This window comes from Gordonia sp. PP30, assembly GCF_023100845.1.
GTDB lineage: Bacteria > Actinomycetota > Actinomycetes > Mycobacteriales > Mycobacteriaceae > Gordonia.
This window is the reverse complement of sequence record NZ_CP095864.1, coordinates 4,135,969-4,153,351: the sequence shown is the minus strand read 5'-3', so window position 1 is coordinate 4,153,351 and position 17,383 is coordinate 4,135,969. Positions and strand designations below refer to the sequence as shown.

Here is a 17,383-nt window from a genome sequence, read left to right as displayed (position 1 = left end):
TCACAGTGAGAGTTCCTTTCAGGACTCACCCTCCCGACTTACACAGACCATCTGACACGCCCGCCCAGTCGGAGGTAGTGGTCGGTGACGGTCTCGGTGCGCGTGACGATGATCTCGAAGTCGTCCGCGCCCATCAGCTTCATCACCGCGCCCTGCCAGCCGCGGCCGGGTGTCTTGGTCTGCGTCGCCATGTCGGCTCCCTCCGTGTCTCTAATAGATCGTGGCCGGCGAGTGAGTCGGTTGAGGGATGCTGGTACCGGCCTGGCCGGGTGTGGCTACTCCGTGTCTTGCCGTCTGGCTTTGGTGCTGGGCTGGCTGGGTTTCGACTTGTCCACCCGGCGGGGCCGGTGCCGGTCGCCCTCTGCGGCGATGACTGAATAGAAGCCCGTCCAGCGTGACTCCTTAGAGACCTGTCTCGCCGCAGCCGTTTGCGGTTGACCGGCACCGACCGATAGCGGACGACCCGTCCCTGTCGAAAGTGCTGGACATGAGTCAAGGGAGGTCCGCTGTGACCAGTAGGGACTGCTGCACGGATAGGTGACATCTGATCTGGCTTGCCTGGGAGGGTGGGCCTGGAAGGATGGCCATCGTGCCCAAGCCCTACCCGTCCGAGTTTCGTGACGACGTGGTTCGCGTCGCTCAGAACCGTGAACCTGGAGTGACGATCGAGCAGATCGCGAAAGACTTCGGGGTCCATCCGATGACGTTGCAGAAGTGGTTGCGTCGAGCCGAGATCGATGAGGGCGCCAGGCCGGGTCAGTCTCGGACCGAGTCCGCGGAGATCCGTGAGCTGCGCAGACGGAACCGGCTCCTCGAGCAGGAGAACGAGGTGCTGCGCCGTGCGGCGGCGTATCTGTCGCAGGCGAATCTGCCGGGAAAAGGCTCTACCCGCTCGTGACCGAGCTCGCCGCCGCAGGGGTTCCTGTGACGGTGACGTGTCGGGTATTGAAGCTCTCCCGCCAGCCCTACTACCGGTGGCTGGCCAACCCCATCACCCCGAGCGAGGTGGTGCAGGCCTATCGCGCGAACGCTCTGTTCGACGCCCACCGGGACGACCCTGAGTTCGGGCACCGGCTCCTGGCCGACGAGGCCCGCGGCAACGGCGAGGCGATGGCGGACCGGACTGCGTGGCGTATCGCCTCGACGAACGGCTGGTTCAGCGCGTTCGGCAAACCCAAGCGCAGCAAGGCTCGCAAGCCCGGCCCGCCCGTGCACGACGACCTCTGCGCCGTCGTCGACGAGCACGGCCGGACACGGCACGTGTTCGCCGCGGACGCACCGAACCAGCTGTGGCTGACCGACATCACCGAGCACCCGACCGCGGAGGGCAAGCTGTACCTCTGCGCGATCAAGGACGCGTTCAGTGGCCGGATCGTCGGGTACTCGATCGACTCTCGGATGAGGTCCCGATTGGCCGTCCGAGCGCTCGAGAACGCCGTCGCGATGCGCGGCGATGTCGCCGGCTGTGTGGTGCATTCGGACAGGGGGTCTCAATTCCGAAGCCGCAAATTCCGGCGCGCTTTGACCCGTCATCGCATGGTCGGAAGCATGGGAAGAGTCGGCTCCAGCGGAGACAACGCCGCTATGGAAAGCTTCTTCGCGCTGCTGCAGAAGAACGTCCTCGACCGCCGCTCCTGGACCACCCGAGAACAGCTGCGCACCGCGATCGTCACCTGGATCGAGCGGACCTACCACCGCCGCCGCCGGCAAGCCCGCCTCGGCCGTTTGACGCCCATCGAATTCGAGACCATCATGACCAACAGCGTCGCTCTCGCAGCGTGACTACAACCTGTCACCTAAACGTGCAGCAGTCCCCGCGATCGTGCGGACCCTGGGCCTGGTGGCAGACACCGGCAAGAAGCTGACAATGACCCAGATCCGAGCCATCGCCGACGGCGGCCTCACCGGCTCCGGGCACTCAGCGATCGCCGTGGCAGCGGCCACCGATCTGGCCGACGAGATCATCGAATGCCACAAGGCCCTGGCGGCCAACGAGCGGCGTCTGCGCGCTGTCGTGGCCTCCTGGCGGCCCGAGCTGCTCGCCGTCGTCGGCGTCGGGCCAGTAACGGCCGCCCGCATCCTGACGGTCTGGTCGCACCCGGGCCGGTTCGCCAGCCAGGCCCACTTCGCCTCGATCGCCGGAGCCAGTCCCGTACCGATCGGCAGCGGCCAATCACTGGCGTGGCGACTGAACTACGGCGGCGACCGACAACTCAATTCCGCCCTGCACACCATCGCCCTGACCCGCAAACGTCACGATCAACGCACCAAGGACTACATCACCAAACGCACCACCGACGGCAAGACCCCACGCGCGATCGATCGACTCCTCAAACGCTACATCGCCCGCGAGATCTTCAAACTCCTCGAACACGGCCCCACACACGCAATCAGCGGCACCCACGACCACCAGCTCCCCGCTGCCGCTTGACAACGAACATAGAAGCGTCGAAACGACCCCCGGCCTACGACGACTCCCTCCGCGATCCGACGACGAAGCTGCCCACGATGCACTCGGCGAGCTCGTCGCGACCGGTGGCGTCGGCGAAGGCGGCGGTGTCGCCGTAGCCCTGGGCGACGCCACCGAGACCCATCGCGGTCGCGGCCAGGTACAGCGTCTGGGTCAGGACGCCGACGTGTTTGAGGATCACCGCGTAGGGCATCGACTCATAGGTCCACATCAGGCGGCCGGTGCGGGCGGCGAGTGCGAGCAGCACCTGCGGCTGCTTCTGGTCGGCGAGGGTGTACGCCGCGGGCGCGAGCAGCCGCTGGACGGCGTCGTCGTCGAACCCGGCGACCGGTTCCAGGGCGTGCGCGAACGAGTCGTAGTGGTACATGCCCGGCGCGATGCCGTCGACGTTGCGGATCACCGGATACACCTCGAGCTCGTACAGCGACCCGCCGGACGGATACGGCCGCGACGGGAGCTCCTCGGGCACCGGCCGGTCGGGGCCGACGGTACGGACCGACCGGGTGCGCGCGCAGCGGTACAACAGTTCGCCGAGCTGCGCGGCGGTGAGCGGGTGGTCGTCGTCGAAGCTGCGGGTGGAGACACGGTCGTCGATCACCGCGGCCAGCGGCGGGTCGTTCCGGTAGCGGTCGTGCAGGTCCGGTGCGGGCAGCGGCAGCGGGGCACCCGGGTACGGTTCCGGCCGCGCGGGGAGCGGTTCGAAGCGTCCGTCGGCCCATTTGGTGGGCCCGAAGTCGCCCCACGCGGTGCCGCGGTCTCCGACGGTGCTGCGGCGGTGAAACCACAGCTCGTGAGGCCGCCAGCCCGCCGTGGACAGGGCCACGTCTTCCTCGGCCGGCTCGCCGACGGCGTGACCGGTCCAGCGCAGATCGGTCCACAGGCGCGCGGTGAGGGCGTCGTCACCGGAGGCGAGACCCGTCACGATCGCGATGGCGCGCGGTCCGGTCAGCACCACGTCGCACCAGGCGCGCGGGTTCTCCGCGACCAGCCGGTCGCCGTCGCGGCGCAACACGGTGAACTTCGACAGCGCGGAACTCCCCGGGGCGGTGGGCGCCGGGCGCGGTCCGGGGGCGGCGCGGAACGGCCGGATCGAGTACTCGCCGGGGACGTCGACGGTGAGCACGCCGCTGCTCAGCAGCCGGTCGAGGAGTTCGGCTACGTCGCCGGGCGGCTCGGTGTCGAAGCGGACCGGTCCGCGCCCGAGCGCCTTGAGCGCCGCGCCCTGCTTCCCGGTCAGGCCGGTGAGGCGTTCTCCCGACGGCAGGAGGGTGGCGGTCCCGGGTGAGCCGAGCACCGCGCTCGCGGGTGGCTGCCACGCGTAGACGACGCACTCCGCGTCGGTGAGGCTGGACGTCATACGACTAGATTAGTCGAGCCTTACCTAAGGCCCCGAGTGCGCGGGGTCTGGGTTGCGGCGGACGGCTCGGCGCGCGACCTCGCCCGCCACTGAGCCGGTGGTCTCCGCGCGCCGGCTGAGCCGGTCGAGCCCGCCAGGGGCGAGAGCCTGAGCGGCCTGGGACTGTCACTTCTGTTGGTCGGCGACCAACAGATACGACGGTCTGAGAACCGTGCAGCCGAGCGTGGGCCGACCCTGCGATGCCTCAGTCGCCGAAGCCCGGCGACGAAACGTCCAGGACCAGCGGGGCGTGGTCGCTCGCACCGGCGGCGGCGCGCGCATCCGTGTCGATGAAGGCGTCGAAGATCCGGTCGTCGAGCGCGGGGGAGCAGAGGGCGAAGTCGATGCGCATGCCCTCGTTCTTGGCGAAGCGGCCCGCCGTGTAGTCCCAGAAGGTGTACACGCCGGGACCGGGGGCGAACGGCGCGGCGCTGTCGACGAATCCGGCGGCACCGAACCGGGCGAACGCGGCCCGCTCGGTGGGGGTCACGTGGGTGCGTCCGGCGAAGTACTCGGGATCCCACACGTCGTCGTCGGTGGGTGCGACGTTCCAGTCGCCGGCCAGCACCACCTGGGCGGCCGGGTCGTGCCCGAGTTCCAGGCCGGTCACCCCGGAGAGGGCGTCGAGCCAGGAGAGCTTGTAGGGGAAGTGCGGGTCGTCGAGTGCGCGGCCGTTCGGCACGTACAGGCTCCACACCCGGATCCCGCCGCAGGTCGCCGAGATCGCGCGGGCCTCCGGTGCCGCGCCGGGCCGTGGCACGGGCTGGCCGTCGAAACCGCGGTGGACGTCGCTCAGGCCGACCCGGGACGCGATCGCCACGCCGTTGTAGCCGCCCTCACCGTGCAGGGCGACGTCGTAGCCCTCGGCGAGGAAGCTCATCACCGGGAACTGGTCGTCGTGGCACTTGGTCTCCTGCAGCGCGAGCACGTCGATCGCGTGCCGCGTCATCCACGCGACCACCTGCTCGCTGCGGGCGCGGATGGAATTCACGTTCCAGGTGGCGATGCGCATCAGCGATCCCCCGGGGCGTCCGGCTCGGCGGGATGGGTGAGAAGCACCGTCGGCGTCCCGGCCGCGGTCCACCGCCGGCGCACGGCGCCGAGCCGGTCCGGCGTGGTCCGCAGCACCAGCGCGTACTCGAGTGCTGCGGGACGGTCCGCGTTGTCGGCGTACGGCGTGCGGTAGCTGTCACGGTACTGCGGCTGCGACTGCGCGAACCAGGTGAAGACCCGGTCCGGCGCGTCGGCCAGCAGTTGCTCCGCGTGCTCGACGACGGTCAGGAAACCGCCCGGCACCGAACCGGTGGCGGTGACCAGCGGCGCCGGGTGCCCGTCCAGGTCGGTCATGCAGTCGTTGAAGGCGTCCATGCCCCAGCCGAAATACCCGGGGAAGTCCCACGCTTCGGCGAACTCGCCGAACAGGCCGTCGGTGGTGCGCATCAGGGCGCCGTCGAGCCGTCGCACCACCAGCCGATGCTGGACGTCGATCGACGGGGTGACCGGCGCCGTGGTCACCGCGACGGCCGGGCCGCCGGTGCGGGTGGCGTGCAGGAAGCGGTTCAGCGTGGTGCTCATGCCGACGGTCCCCGGATCTTGATGAAGGTGCGGTAATGGTCGAGCGTGTACCAGGCCGAGCCGTCGTCGGCGGTGATGATCCGCTCGGCGTCGCGGCCGCGTCCGGGCTGCTTGGCGTTGACGTCCCACTCGGTGAAGCGCAGGCGCTGCCCATGAGCGCCGGTCGCGGGCAGCCGGCCCTCGAAGTTGCCGAAGTTGGTCCCGCCCTTGGTGCCCGGGGTCGCCTCGTCGGGCCAGCGGCCGGCGTCGATCAGGGCGAGAGTGCGGGTCACGCGCGCCGGGACCTGCGCCGACGGGGTGGCGGTCCGGCTCGTCGGCTTCGGCGTCTTGCCGGGCGTGCTCTTCTTCGGCGCCGTCGTGTTCGGCGCCTTGCTCGACGCCCCGGTGCCCGCGACGGAACTGGTCGACGTCGCGACGGCCTGCTTGGCCGCGCCGTCCCCGCCCGATTCGCTCAGCCACACCGCCGCCACGACGATGGCGATCAGCACGACGAGACCCGCGACGGACGTCAGCAGGCGTCGTCGCCGGTCGGGCGGGTTCGGGGTGCGCACGGGATCAGTCATGTTCGGGTCCACCGTAGGCGACCGGCCGGACCGGGCTACAGCTCGAGTACCTGAAAAGTGTGGTGCAGGCCGTATCCGCGGGCTCGCCACGACCGCCGCGCGTCCCGGTCGTCGCCCGGCACCTCGACGGCGGCACCGGCGTCGTCGACCAGCACCTCGTATTCGGTGCCGGGCCGCGGGGCGATCTCGGCGGTCCGCAGCAGTCGCTCGGGCACCACGACGCGCGCGCTCAGGCCGCGCCGGGTGTACCAGTTGCGTACCCGGCCGACGTCGGCGGCGCGGGCCTCGCGGCCCAGGGGCACCGCGGTGTTCGCGCGCAGTGCCGTCGACCCCGGATCGGCCGAGACCGTCCAGCCGTCGAACTCGTCACGTTCGGCGGCCGGTGCCGCCTCGGTGAGGACGCGTTCGACGTCCCGGATCGCCGAATTGCGCACGACCCGCCGGGACAACTGCCGGATCGACGTGATCGCCGCGCGGGGCAGCCGCTCGACCGTTCCGTCGCGCTCGACCAGCAGCGCATCCGCCGTCTCGTCGACCAGGATCCCGGTCAGATCCGACAACGACGGCGACCGCTCGAGTGCCGGGTTCGGTGCCGGCCGCCAGTCTCCCGGGCCGCCCTCGCCCAGGCGATAGCGGACGACGATGCGGTCACCGGCGAGCGGATCCATCGCTCAGTCGTCGTGCCCGAACGGGTCGGCGACCGTTCCGGGCAGCCACGTGAGACCGGGAACACCCCAGCCGTTGCGCTTGATGGCCTTCTTCGCGGCGCGCGCGTTGCGGCCGATCAGCACGTCGACGTACAGGAAGCCGTCGAGGTGGCCGGTCTCGTGCTGGAGCATCCGGGCGAAGAATCCGTTGCCCTCGATCTCGACGGGATCGCCGTTGCGGTCGACGCCGGTGACCTTGGCCCAGTCGGCGCGGCCGGTGGGGAAACCCTCGCCCGGGACCGACAGGCAGCCCTCGTCGTTGCTGTCCGGATCGGGCATGGTCTCCGGGATCTCCGACGTCGTCAGCACCGGGTTGATCACCTCGCCGCGGCGGCGGACCGGCCCGTCGGGGCAGTCGTAGACGAACATGCGCAGGTCGCGGCCGACCTGGTTCGCGGCCAGGCCGACGCCGTTGGCCGCGTCCATCGTCTCGTACATGTCGTCGAGCAGGGCCACGATCTCGGCGGACGGCTTGCCGTCGGCGTCGAGCTCCACCGGCGTGGTCGGGTGGTGCAGGACGGGCTCGCCGTAGATGCAGATGGGGAGAATCGCCATGAATATGGACTGTACTGGGCGCCGCACCGGTGCGTCCCCGCGCCGGGGCCGGGCGGGCGTGATTAGATACTCAGCGAACCACACCGCCGTCATTCGCCCGTCCGGGCGTCCGGCCCGCGCGGCGTGGAAACACACTCACCAGGGCAGAAAGGGGAGGCGAACCGGTGTCGAACGGCGCAGCCGCAGAGCAGCAGTCGTCGCAGCCCGATCCGCATGAGGTCGGCGCCGACGGGCTCACCCGCCGCGAGCACGACATCCTCGGCTTCGAACGCCAGTGGTGGAAGTACTCCGGCTCCAAAGAAGACGCCATCAAGGAGCTCTTCGGGCTGTCGGCCACCCGCTACTACCAGGTGCTCAACGCCCTGGTCGACCGGCCCGAGGCGCTCGCCGCGGATCCGATGCTGGTCAAGCGGCTCCGTCGGCTGCGGGCCTCCCGGCAGAAGGCACGGGCCGCCCGGCGCCTCGGTTTCGAGATCACCTGAGGTCTTTCGGCCTCACCCGAGCGTGTTTCCCTTGTCCGCCCGAGCCTCTTGAAACGATGGCCGGGTCCCGTGGGTTAAGGTTGCCGTGATGAAAGCTGACCGCGAAACCAATCGTCTGCCGCTGCGCGCCGGCGCCATGCTGCTGCTGGCCGTCGCCGTGGTGTTCATCGCCCTGGGCTGGCATTCCGCGGCATCGAGCGGCAAGGAATCCGGCAAGGACAAGCTCGAGCAGGCCGGCCAGAGCGTCGCGAGCACCGAGCAGGCCTCCGGTACGACGACCGCGCCGGCCAGCACGAAGCCGTCCGACACGACGTCGACCCAGGCGGCCGACGTGCCGAAGGTCTGCGTCTTGAACGCCGGCACCATCAAGGGCCGTGCGAAGGAAGTGTCCGACAAGCTCGAGGCCGCCGGTTTCACCATCGGCACCGCGCCGGACAACCTCAGCACCAGTAGCGTCAACGAGAACACCGTCTTCTATGGCGACGGCGAGGAATCCGCCGCCAAGAAGGTCGCCGACGCGGTCCCGGGCGGTGCCTCCACCGACGCGCGCCCCGTCAACTTCACCCGCTGCGAAGGCGAACTCGTCGTCATCGTCGTTGATCCGCAGTAGCCGTACCCAGCCCCTCCCACTCAGCCTCAGCCCGAAGGAGCCGACATGACCGCCCGCCAGACTCACGGTGTCACGACCCCGCGTGCCCTCGCCGCGCTCGCCGCGACCGGCCTGGCCGCGGTCGCGCTGACGGCCTGCACGCCGGACGAGCACGCGACCGATGCCAAGGGCACCACGCCCGCCGTGGTCACCGGCAACCAGGTGATCCCGGGCGATCTGATCAACGCCGACGACATCCCGGCGTCGCCGGGCTCGGCCGTCGGCACCGTCTCGCTGTCGGACTCCTCGGGCAACAGCGTCGGCGCCGCCAGCTTCGTGCCGGCCGGTTCGCAGGCCAAGGTCAACCTCCGGGTGACCGGCATGAAGAAGGGCCAGCACAAGGTGGAGGTCCGCTCCGGCGGCACCTGCGACGCCAAGGACTCCTACTCGGGCACCGGCAACGCGATCGCGGGCGGCTCGCTGCCGGGTCTCTCCGTCGGCGACGACGGCACCGGCTCGGTGACCCAGACCGTGAGCGTGACGGTCGCGGACCTGAACGACAAGACCATGGTCGTGGTGGACGGCGGCACGCCGATCGCCTGCGGCGTGATCACGGCGAACTGACGCGGCGCGGCGTCGTCGAGCAGAACGGGCCGTCCCGTGAGTGCCGCTTCGCCCATCGAACCGATCGAGTTCCGGCCGTCGCCGGAGCCGACCCTCGGTGTCGAATGGGAACTCGCGCTGGTCGACCGCGAGACGCGTGACCTGGTCAACGCCGCGGATCCGCTGTTCGAGCTGATCGCCCGGCGCGGTCTGGAGCGCAGTCCGCGGATCCACCGGGAACTGCTGCGCAACACCGTGGAGCTGGTCACCGGCATCTGCCACACCGTCGGTGAGGCGATGGACGACCTCGGCGCGACTCTCGAGGAGGTTCGCGCGCTGACCGGCGAACTCGGGATCGACCTGTACGGCGCGGGTACGCACCCGTTCGCGGAATGGTCCACGCAGCAGCTCACCGAGGGGCACCGCTACGCGGAACTGATCGAGCGCACCCAGTGGTGGGGCCGCCAGATGCTGATCTGGGGCGTCCACGTCCACGTCGGGATCGACCGCCGCGACAAGGTCTTCCCGATCCTGACCAGCCTGCTGCAGTACTACCCGCACCTGCTGGCGCTGTCCTGCTCGTCGCCCATGTGGGCCGGGCAGGAGACCGGTTACGCCAGCAACCGCGCCATGATGTTCCAGCAGCTGCCGACCGCGGGCCTGCCGTTCCAGTTCCAGGAGTGGTCCGAGTTCGAGTCCTTCGTGCACGACCAGAAGACCACCGGGATCATCGATCACCTCAACGAGATCCGCTGGGACATCCGGCCGTCGCCGCACCTGGGCACCATCGAGGTGCGGGTCTGCGACGGGGTGTCCAATCGCCGTGAACTCGCCGGTCTGGTGGCGCTGACCCACTGCCTGGTGGTGGACCTTTCGCGCCGGATCGACGCGGGCGAGTCGTTGCCGCAGATGGCGCCCTGGCTGGTCCAGGAGAACAAGTGGCGGGCCGCCCGTTACGGCCTGGACGCGATCATCATTCAGAACGCGGCGTGCGACGAGCGCCTGGTCACCGACGACCTGCGCGACCTGCTCGAACGCCTCGCCCCGGTCGCCGACTCCCTCGGCTGTGCCGCCGAACTGGCCTCGGTGTCCGACATCGTCGAACGCGGTGCCAGCTACCAGCGGCAGCACGTGGTGCACGAGGCGACGGGGTCGCTGCGCGACGTGGTGGCCTCGGTCGTCGCCGAACTCGATTAGGGCCTGTCGCCCGAACCGACTAAATCCATGCTCGATCGTCGATTCGAGGTACAGGATCGGGGTCGGCAAGCAGTAGAGTTCCCCGAATGAGTGAGCGTCAGGTGAGCAGGATCCGTCGTGCGACACGCATCGTGGTCGGGACCCCGCTACTGATTGCGGTGACCGCGATGGCGGTGGGCTGCAGCAGCGGATCCGGCTCCGACGGCACCGGATCTCCGGCGAACCAGCATCCCGCGGTGACGCAGAACGGCCCGGTCGTGTTGCTCGACGGGCAGACCCAGACGGTCTACCAGAAGAAGTACGAGCATTCGACAACCGGCTGTGACGTGAAGGACGGTGAGCGGCAGATCGATTGGCTCGGGTACAACGGGGCAGGCGCCACCGACGGCGCGAGCGTCTCGGTCACGTTGTCGAACAGCGATGACACGGTCGTGTACGTGGGCGTGAAAGCCGATTCGGGCGGCACGTACATCGCCGGTTCCAGGCTTTCGTCCACCGATCCGCTGCCGAAGGATCTGACCGTCACCCGGGCCGGTGACCGCTTCGTGATCGAAGGAACGGTGCAGAGTGCCGTCGATCCGGGGAGCCGCCGCCATGCGCGCGTCGAGATCGCCTGCGACGACCACTGAAGACGAGCGTGAAGGTCCGTCGGCGGTGACCTCGTAGAGGTCGCGGATCCCAGGTCTTCGGGAGGGGATCAGGTCAGGGGCTCGGACGGGGTTTTCGGGTCGCGGCGCTGGACGCAGAGCTGCGATTCGTCGAGCAACTGCTCGCCGCCGCGCTGCTCGCGGTACACCAGCCGGCCGACGCGCTGGGCGATCACCGGCGCGGTGATCAGCGCGAACAGTCCGGTCAGGATCAGCATGCCGCTGTCGGCGTGGCCGGACATCTCGATCAGGGTGCCGATGAGCACCAGGATCATGCCGAAGGTCTGCGGTTTGGTGGCCGCGTGCATCCGCGAGAGGGTGTCCGGGAAGCGCGCCATGCCGAGCGCCGCGGTGAGGGCGAGGAGGCTGCCGGTCAGGATGAAGGCGGCAGCGACGATGTCACGGATCATTCGTCGTCCCTCACTCGGAAACGGGCCACCGAGATCGACCCGATGAAGCTGACGAGCGACAACGCCACGATGGCCGGGACGATGGTGGTGTCGCCGGTCGCGGCCACCCACACCGCCAGGCTGCAGATCACCATGGCGACCAGGGTGTCGATGCCGACCAGGCGGTCGAGGGTGGTGGGGCCGCGCAGCGACCGGAACAGGGTGAGCACGATCGCGACCGACAGCATGGCGCCGCTGATCGCCCAGACGACGTTCACTCCGGATCACCGTCCTTCCGGTGCTTGCGGTCGGCCTCCCCGGCGGCGACGCGCTGGCGGTCGGCGAACGGGACGTGGTGGTAGTCGTCGTCGATGCCGTGGTACGGGCTCGGATGCCATTCGCTGTCGCGCTCGAAGGTCTTGATGAACTGCCGCTCCACGTAGGCCATCTGCTTGCGGAAGTTGTCGACCTGACTCTGCTTGCGGACGTCGAAGACGTGCACATACAGCATGCGGTGAATGTGGTCGATCTCCACCACCATGGTGCCCGGGACCAGGTTGAGGTAGTCGACGGCCAGGGTGAGCACCAGGTCGGACTTGATCGCGATGTGTACGCGCACCACGCAGCCGAGCGGCGGCGGACCCGGCCGGATCGCGGCCCAGGCCACCTGCGCGGACGACACGAAGAAGTTCCAGACCAGGCTCGCCAGCAGGTGCAGCGCGGCGATCGGGTGGATGCGGCCCTCGACCGGCACCCGCGGGAGCGGCAGCACGATCATGATGATCGCGCCGATCACCGCGCCCGTCACGATGTTTCCCCAGGTCGGGTCGCCCCACAGCAGCACCCAGACGAAGGTCAGCCACGCCAGGCCCCACAACCGGACACCGAATTCGCGGAGGTCGGCGCCGGCCCACTTCGGCATGTGCAGGTGATTCGACAGCCACACGATCGCGGTGGTCAGCGGCCACGCGAAATAGACGACGGCCGACCGCCACAGCATGCCGAAGAACGCCGGGATCGGGCGTTTGCCGACCGGCTTCGGGTGCGGGCGGTCCGGGTACGGAGTGTTCACGACGGCCTAATCCCCTCCCAGCACGGCGCCGATGTACACCTGGCGGTCGAGCACGTTCTCCGCGGCGCGATCGGTGAAGCCGAAGATCGGCCCGGCCCACAGGGTGAGACAGAGTCCGACGGCCACCAGCGCCGCGGTCGGCAGCACCATGGTGGCGGGCATCCGGCCGACGTCCTCGCGCTCGGCGAGAGTGACGTCGGTGCTCTCCAGGACCAGCGCGGACGGGGTGCTGTCGGCGCGGTCGCCGTCGGGGGCGTCGGCCCGCGGCCGCCAGAACGCCTTGGTCCAGACGCGCGCGACCACGTACAGGGTCAGCAGGCTGGTGATCACGCTGCCGGCCACCAGCATCCAGGCCAGCACCGAACCGTCGGCCACACCGCCCTCCAGCAGCGCGACCTTCCCGATGAACCCGGAGAACGGCGGGATCCCGCCGAGGTTCAGCGCCGGGATCAGGAACAGCGCGGCGAGCACCGGGCTGGCGATCAGGCCGCCCAGCCGCCGCAACGACGACGATCCGGCCTGCCGCTCGATCAGGCCCACCACCAGGAACAGGGTGGTCTGCACCAGAATGTGGTGCGCGACGTAGTAGATGGCCGCCGACATCGAGATCTCCGACCCGACCGCGATACCGAAGATCATGTAGCCGATATGGCTGACCAGCGTGAACGACAGCAACCGTTTGATGTCCGACTGCGCGATCGCACCCAGGATGCCGACCAGCATGGTCGCCAGACCGGCCACCATCAGCAGATTGTTCATGCTCCCGCCCGGGAACAGCAGGGTGTCGGCGCGGATGATGGCGTACACGCCGACCTTGGTCAGCAGGCCGGCGAACACGGCGGTGACCGGTGCCGGGGCGGTCGGATACGAGTCGGGCAGCCACGTCGACAGCGGGAACACCGCGGCCTTGATCCCGAAGGCCACCAGCAGGACCGCGAACAGCGCGTTGCGCACACCGGACGGGACGGGATCGGCGGCGTCGTTCAGCCGGACCGACATCTCGGCCAGGTTCAGCGTCCCGGTGGTCGCGTAGGCGAACGCGATGCCGGCCAGGAAGATGAGCGACGACACCATCGAGACCATGATGTACGACGCCCCCGCGCGCACCCGGTCGGCGCTCGCCCCCAGCGTGAGCAGCACGAAGCTGGCGGCGAGGAGCACCTCGAACGACACGTACAGGTTGAACAGGTCGCCGGCCAGGAAGGCGTTGCACACGCCCGCGGTCAGGATCAGGTACGACGGCAGGAAGATCGACACCGGCTGCTGGGTGGTGCCGTCACGGATACCCTGGCCGATCGCGTAGAAGACGACGCACAGCAGCACCGTCGTCGAGATGACCAGCATCAGGGCGGCGAGCCGGTCGACCACGAGCGTGATGCCGAGCGGGCCGTTCGGGTAGCCCTTGCCGCCCCAGCCGCCGATCCGCACGGCGAAGGTGCCGTGCACGTTGGTCAGGTACAGCATCATCGCCGACGCGATCAGCGATGCGCTGATGGCGCCGACGGTCACCGCGCGCTGGAAGCGGGGATGTCGTCCGCGCAGCAGAGTCAGCGCCGCGCCGAGCAGCGGCACCAGCGTCGGCATGGCGATCAGGACGGGGATCCAGGACGGCTGGGGGATCATCGGGGCTCCCCCTCGGTGGTCTCGTCGTCCCCGGTCTCGTCGTCGGAGGGCATCTCGTCGGGACTGGATTCGGGCAGGTGATCGATGACGGCGGCGTCCTCGGGCATCAGGTCGGTTTCGATGACGCCCTGGTGGAGCGCGGCGAACTCCTCCGGGGTGAGCGGGTTGCCGCGGTCGTCGAAGAGGTCGCCGGCCACGGTGTCCGCGCCGGTCGTGGGGTCGTCGCTGCGGTCGCGGTCGCCCATGTCCTTGAGGGTGCCCTTCAGCAGCTTCACGTCCTCGGTGTCGTCTTCCACGTCGTCGTCGCGGCGGTTGATCAGGAACAGCCGGTAGGTGAGCGCGAGCACGAAAGCGGCCACACCCATGGTGATGACGATCGCGGTGAGCACCATGCCCTGCGCGAGCGGATCGGCCTGGGTGTCGGCGCCCTTGGAGGAGGCACCGCGGATCGGCGGGACCCCCGGCGGGCCCGCGAGGGTGATGATCAGGATGTTGATGCCGTTGCCGACCAGCATCAGGCCCAGCAGCATCCGGACCAGGCTGCGTTCCATCAGCAGGTACACGCCCGCCGCGCCGAGTACGCCGGCGACGATCAGCAGTCCGAGGTTCATCGCGCCGCCTCCTCGGTCGCCGGGGCCGCGGCCACCGGGGTGCCGGCGTCCGGGGCGTCGGGCAGATCCAGGCGGGCGCCGAGGCTGCGGAGCACGTCGAGCACCAGGCCGACGACGATCAGGTACACGCCGACGTCGAAGAACATCGCGGTCACCAGGTGCACGTCGCCGAAGATCGGCAGGTGCAGGTCGATCACCGCGGAGCTGAGGGCCGGGGCGCCGAGCGCCAGCGAGGTGACGGCGGTGGTCGCCGAGACCAGCAGGCCCGCGCCGAGGATGGTGCCGGCTTCGACGGGCAGCGCCTCACCGAGCTCGTAGCGGCCGCCCGCCAGGTAGCGGAGCACCAGCGCCAGGCCCATCACCAGGCCGCCGGCGAAACCGCCGCCGGGGGCGTTGTGCCCGGCGAAGAAGAAGTACATCGACAGCACCACGAGGGTCGGGAAGACCAGCCGCGTGGTGGCTTCCAGGACCATCGAGCGGTGCGCGGGATTGCCGAGCTCGCTGCCGCGGAGCCAGGTGGTCCGGTCCGGGATCACATCGTCGTCGTCGAGCCCGGCCTCGCTGCGCAGCACATCGGTGATGCGCGGCGCGGCGCCGAACCGGCGGCTCCGGAAGACCATGGAGGCCACTCCGGTGGCCGCGACGATCAGCACCGAGACCTCACCGAGCGTGTCCCAGGCGCGGATGTCGACCAGCAGCACGTTCACCGTGTTGCCGCCGTGGCCGAACTTGTAGGCGGCCTCGGCGAGGTCGACGGCGAGCGGCGTGGTGGACCGGGCGGCCGCGGCGAAGACGCCGATCAGCACCAGGGCGGCGCCGAAGGCCACCGCGATCAGGGCGCGCAGGGCGCGGAAGCCGGTCTTGTGACGCGGTTGCGGCTCGGATGCCAGCTTGCGCAACACCAGCACGAAGATCACCAGGGTCAGGCTCTCCACCAGGAACTGGGTGAGCGCTAGGTCGGGGGCGCCATACATCGCGAACAGCGCGCCGCACGCGTACCCGGTGATGCCGACGGTCAGCGCACCGGCCAGGCGGTTGCGCAGCAGGGTGGCCGCGGCCGCGGCGGTCACGATGACGACGGCCACCACGATCTGCTCGGGATTGTCGAACCCGGTCAGGTGCAGCGACGGCCGCGCGCCGAGGAACAGCACCACGACCGGCAGCAGCACCGCGGTCGAGAGGATCACGCCCTGGGTGATCGGCAGGCTGCCGCGCTGGGTGTTCCGGGTGACCCACAGCGACAACCGGTCGGCGGCCCGCAGGATCGCGTCGTAGGCGTGGTCGGCGTTGAGCTTCGGCGGATGGTCGAACAGCTGGTCGCGGATCCGCCGCAGCACCAGGAACAGCACCGGCCCGGCCGCGTAGACCACCAGCGTCAGGATCACCGGCAGCCCGAAACCGTGCCACATCGCGAGATGTTCGATCGGGTGGCCGTGGGCGGGCAGCTCGTGCGCGTACGGCTCCAGGTGGTGGCCGATCCACGGCGCGATGAACGCGGCGACCACGCCGAAGCAGGCCAGCAGGATCGGCGGGACCAGGAACATCACGGTCGGCGGGTGCAACTGGGCGACGGCGCGCGTCGGCAGGCTGCGCACCTTGCGGCCGAAGGCGCCCCACAGGAACCGTGCGGTGTAGGCGAAGGTGATGATCGCGCCCACGACCACCGCGAGGTCGACGACGTGTGCCAGCCACGGCCGGTAGGCGCCGGTGTCCCAGAGCGCGGCGAATGCACCCTCCTTGCCGACGAAACCCAGGGTGAACGGCAGGCCGGCCATGCTGGCGCCGGCCACGGCGGCGGTCACCGCGAGCACCGGGAGGCGATGTCCGAGGCGGGCCAGCCGCCGGATGTCGCGGGTGCCGGTGGAGTGGTCGATCACGCCGACGACCATGAACAGGCTCGCCTTGAACAGCGCGTGCGCGATCACCATCGCGAGCCCGGCCATCGCGACGTTCGCGTCGCCCACGCCCACCAGCACCATCATCAGGCCGAGCTGGGAGACGGTGCCGAAGGCGAGGATCAGTTTCAGGTCGAGTTCGCGGAGGCTGCGCCAACCGCCCAGGATCATGGTCAGCAGACCGAGTCCGACGACGATCACCTGCCAGCTGACCTGCGTGTGGAATGCCGGGGCGAGTCGTGCGACGAGGTAGATGCCGGCCTTCACCATCGCCGCGGCGTGCAGGTAGGCGCTGACCGGGGTGGGCGCGGCCATGGCGCCGGGCAACCAGAAGTGGAACGGGACGATGGCCGATTTGGTCAGTGCGCCGACCAGGATCAGCGCTACCGCGATCGCCGAGTAGGCGCCGCCCGGCGGGTGCGCGAGGACTTCCGACAGCAGGTAGCCGCTGCGCTCGCCGAGCATGATGATGCCGACCAGCATGGCCAGGCCGCCGAAGGTCGTGACCAGCAACGCCTGGGTGGCGGCGCGGCGGGACGTCGCGCGGACGGCGTTGAAGCCGACCAGCATGAACGACAGCACCGTCGTCGCTTCCCAGAAGACGTACAGCACCAGCATGTTGTCGCTGCACACCAGGCCGAACATGGCCGCGGCGAAGGCCACCAGCTCGCCGCCGAAGACCTCGACGCGGCGCCGCATCTTCTCGAAGTAGTTGGCGCAGTACACCAGCACCAGCGCGCCGACGCCGAGGATCAGCGTGGAGAGCACCGCGGCGAGGGTGTCGAACCGCAGCACGATGTTCATGTGCAGGCTGGGCACCCAGTTGATGGTCTGGGTCTCCGGATGACCGCCCTCGGGCCAGTTCAGCAGGACCCAGATCAGGCCGCCGAGCGGCATCAGGGCCAGGACGTAGAAGCCGCGGGCCCCCAGGGCTCGCATGATGGGCGGCGCGGCCAGCGCACCGATGCCCAGCGCGAGCAGGACCTGGATCAAGAGCCACTCCGTCTCA

The 17,383-nt window shown here is 69.6% G+C and carries 19 protein-coding genes and 1 pseudogene; 7 read left to right on the top strand and 13 right to left on the bottom strand.

The features are described from left to right. Window positions 1-65 precede the first annotated feature (65 nt). A pseudogene (locus tag MYK68_RS19250) lies at window positions 66-191 on the bottom strand (siderophore-interacting protein); the annotation flags it as partial. A 398-nt stretch (window positions 192-589) separates the two neighbouring features. On the opposite strand from MYK68_RS19250, the gene MYK68_RS19245 reads away from it, so the two are divergent. Both MYK68_RS19245 and MYK68_RS19240 read left to right on the top strand, forming a co-directional pair. Beyond that, window positions 590-1,782, top strand: a protein-coding gene (locus tag MYK68_RS19245; RefSeq protein ID WP_247865341.1) for an IS3 family transposase whose coding sequence is annotated in 2 segments (ribosomal slippage) — window positions 590-874 and window positions 877-1,782 — 1,191 coding nt in all. Because the reading frame shifts where the segments join, the coding sequence is not laid out codon by codon here. 85 nt (window positions 1,783-1,867) lie between these two features. Then, complete coding sequence (locus MYK68_RS19240; protein WP_247865340.1) at window positions 1,868-2,431, top strand: transposase; 564 nt, start codon at window positions 1,868-1,870, stop codon at window positions 2,429-2,431. A 34-nt stretch (window positions 2,432-2,465) separates the two neighbouring features. Here MYK68_RS19240 and MYK68_RS19235 read toward each other — a convergent pair whose 3' ends face one another. The 6 genes from MYK68_RS19235 to MYK68_RS19210 form a co-directional block, all read right to left on the bottom strand. Then, a complete protein-coding gene (locus tag MYK68_RS19235; RefSeq protein ID WP_247865339.1) occupies window positions 2,466-3,827 on the bottom strand; it encodes a SagB family peptide dehydrogenase in 1,362 nt (453 codons plus the stop codon). A 244-nt stretch (window positions 3,828-4,071) separates the two neighbouring features. Further along, window positions 4,072-4,878, bottom strand: coding sequence for an exodeoxyribonuclease III (locus MYK68_RS19230; protein ID WP_247865338.1), 807 nt, complete (start codon window positions 4,876-4,878; stop codon window positions 4,072-4,074). After that, window positions 4,878-5,441 (bottom strand): barstar family protein, encoded by a 564-nt coding sequence (locus MYK68_RS19225; protein ID WP_247865337.1) that lies wholly within the window; start codon window positions 5,439-5,441, stop codon window positions 4,878-4,880. Before MYK68_RS19225 ends, MYK68_RS19230 begins: the two co-directional genes overlap by 1 nt. Then, window positions 5,438-6,004, bottom strand: coding sequence for a guanyl-specific ribonuclease (locus MYK68_RS19220; protein ID WP_247865336.1), 567 nt, complete (start codon window positions 6,002-6,004; stop codon window positions 5,438-5,440). The genes MYK68_RS19225 and MYK68_RS19220 overlap by 4 nt, the downstream gene beginning before the upstream one ends. Window positions 6,005-6,039: 35 nt before the next feature. After that, on the bottom strand, window positions 6,040-6,672 hold the full coding sequence (locus tag MYK68_RS19215) for a GNAT family N-acetyltransferase, cg3035/Rv0428c family (protein ID WP_247865335.1): 633 nt from the start codon (window positions 6,670-6,672) through the stop codon (window positions 6,040-6,042). Between the two features lie 3 nt (window positions 6,673-6,675). Continuing rightward, window positions 6,676-7,266 (bottom strand): peptide deformylase, encoded by a 591-nt coding sequence (locus MYK68_RS19210; protein WP_247865334.1) that lies wholly within the window; start codon window positions 7,264-7,266, stop codon window positions 6,676-6,678. A gap of 164 nt (window positions 7,267-7,430) precedes the next feature. On the opposite strand from MYK68_RS19210, the gene napA reads away from it, so the two are divergent. The 5 genes from napA (at window position 7,431) to MYK68_RS19185 (ending at window position 10,766) form a co-directional block, all read left to right on the top strand. After that, a complete protein-coding gene (gene napA / locus MYK68_RS19205) occupies window positions 7,431-7,748 on the top strand; it encodes a nucleoid-associated protein NapA (RefSeq protein ID WP_247865333.1) in 318 nt (105 codons plus the stop codon). An 88-nt stretch (window positions 7,749-7,836) separates the two neighbouring features. Further along, a complete protein-coding gene (locus MYK68_RS19200; RefSeq protein ID WP_247865332.1) occupies window positions 7,837-8,358 on the top strand; it encodes a LytR C-terminal domain-containing protein in 522 nt (173 codons plus the stop codon). 45 nt (window positions 8,359-8,403) lie between these two features. Further along, window positions 8,404-8,961, top strand: a complete 558-nt coding sequence (locus MYK68_RS19195; RefSeq protein ID WP_247865331.1) for a superoxide dismutase family protein — start codon at window positions 8,404-8,406, stop codon at window positions 8,959-8,961. A 36-nt stretch (window positions 8,962-8,997) separates the two neighbouring features. Then, the gene (locus MYK68_RS19190) at window positions 8,998-10,137 is read left to right on the top strand and encodes a glutamate--cysteine ligase (RefSeq protein WP_247865330.1); all 1,140 of its coding nucleotides are present in this window, start codon (window positions 8,998-9,000) and stop codon (window positions 10,135-10,137) included. An 86-nt stretch (window positions 10,138-10,223) separates the two neighbouring features. Further along, the gene (locus tag MYK68_RS19185) at window positions 10,224-10,766 is read left to right on the top strand and encodes a lipoprotein LpqH (protein WP_247865329.1); all 543 of its coding nucleotides are present in this window, start codon (window positions 10,224-10,226) and stop codon (window positions 10,764-10,766) included. Window positions 10,767-10,834: 68 nt separating this feature from the next. Here MYK68_RS19185 and mnhG read toward each other — a convergent pair whose 3' ends face one another. From mnhG to MYK68_RS19155, 6 genes are read right to left on the bottom strand one after another with little or no spacing between them, the layout of a single operon-like run. After that, the gene (gene mnhG, locus MYK68_RS19180; protein ID WP_247865328.1) at window positions 10,835-11,194 is read right to left on the bottom strand and encodes a monovalent cation/H(+) antiporter subunit G; all 360 of its coding nucleotides are present in this window, start codon (window positions 11,192-11,194) and stop codon (window positions 10,835-10,837) included. Continuing rightward, window positions 11,191-11,451: a monovalent cation/H+ antiporter complex subunit F gene (locus MYK68_RS19175; protein WP_247865327.1), complete on the bottom strand. Its 261-nt coding sequence runs from the start codon at window positions 11,449-11,451 to the stop codon at window positions 11,191-11,193. The genes mnhG and MYK68_RS19175 overlap by 4 nt, the downstream gene beginning before the upstream one ends. Next, the gene (locus MYK68_RS19170) at window positions 11,448-12,245 is read right to left on the bottom strand and encodes a Na+/H+ antiporter subunit E (RefSeq protein ID WP_371307273.1); all 798 of its coding nucleotides are present in this window, start codon (window positions 12,243-12,245) and stop codon (window positions 11,448-11,450) included. Before MYK68_RS19170 ends, MYK68_RS19175 begins: the two co-directional genes overlap by 4 nt. 6 nt (window positions 12,246-12,251) lie before the next feature. Continuing rightward, the gene (locus MYK68_RS19165) at window positions 12,252-13,868 is read right to left on the bottom strand and encodes a Na+/H+ antiporter subunit D (RefSeq protein WP_247865326.1); all 1,617 of its coding nucleotides are present in this window, start codon (window positions 13,866-13,868) and stop codon (window positions 12,252-12,254) included. Beyond that, complete coding sequence (locus MYK68_RS19160) at window positions 13,865-14,479, bottom strand: Na(+)/H(+) antiporter subunit C (protein WP_247865325.1); 615 nt, start codon at window positions 14,477-14,479, stop codon at window positions 13,865-13,867. The genes MYK68_RS19165 and MYK68_RS19160 overlap by 4 nt, the downstream gene beginning before the upstream one ends. Continuing rightward, entirely contained in the window at window positions 14,476-17,367 is a 2,892-nt protein-coding gene (locus MYK68_RS19155) for a Na+/H+ antiporter subunit A (protein ID WP_247865324.1), read from the bottom strand. The genes MYK68_RS19160 and MYK68_RS19155 overlap by 4 nt, the downstream gene beginning before the upstream one ends. Window positions 17,368-17,383: the final 16 nt, after the last annotated feature.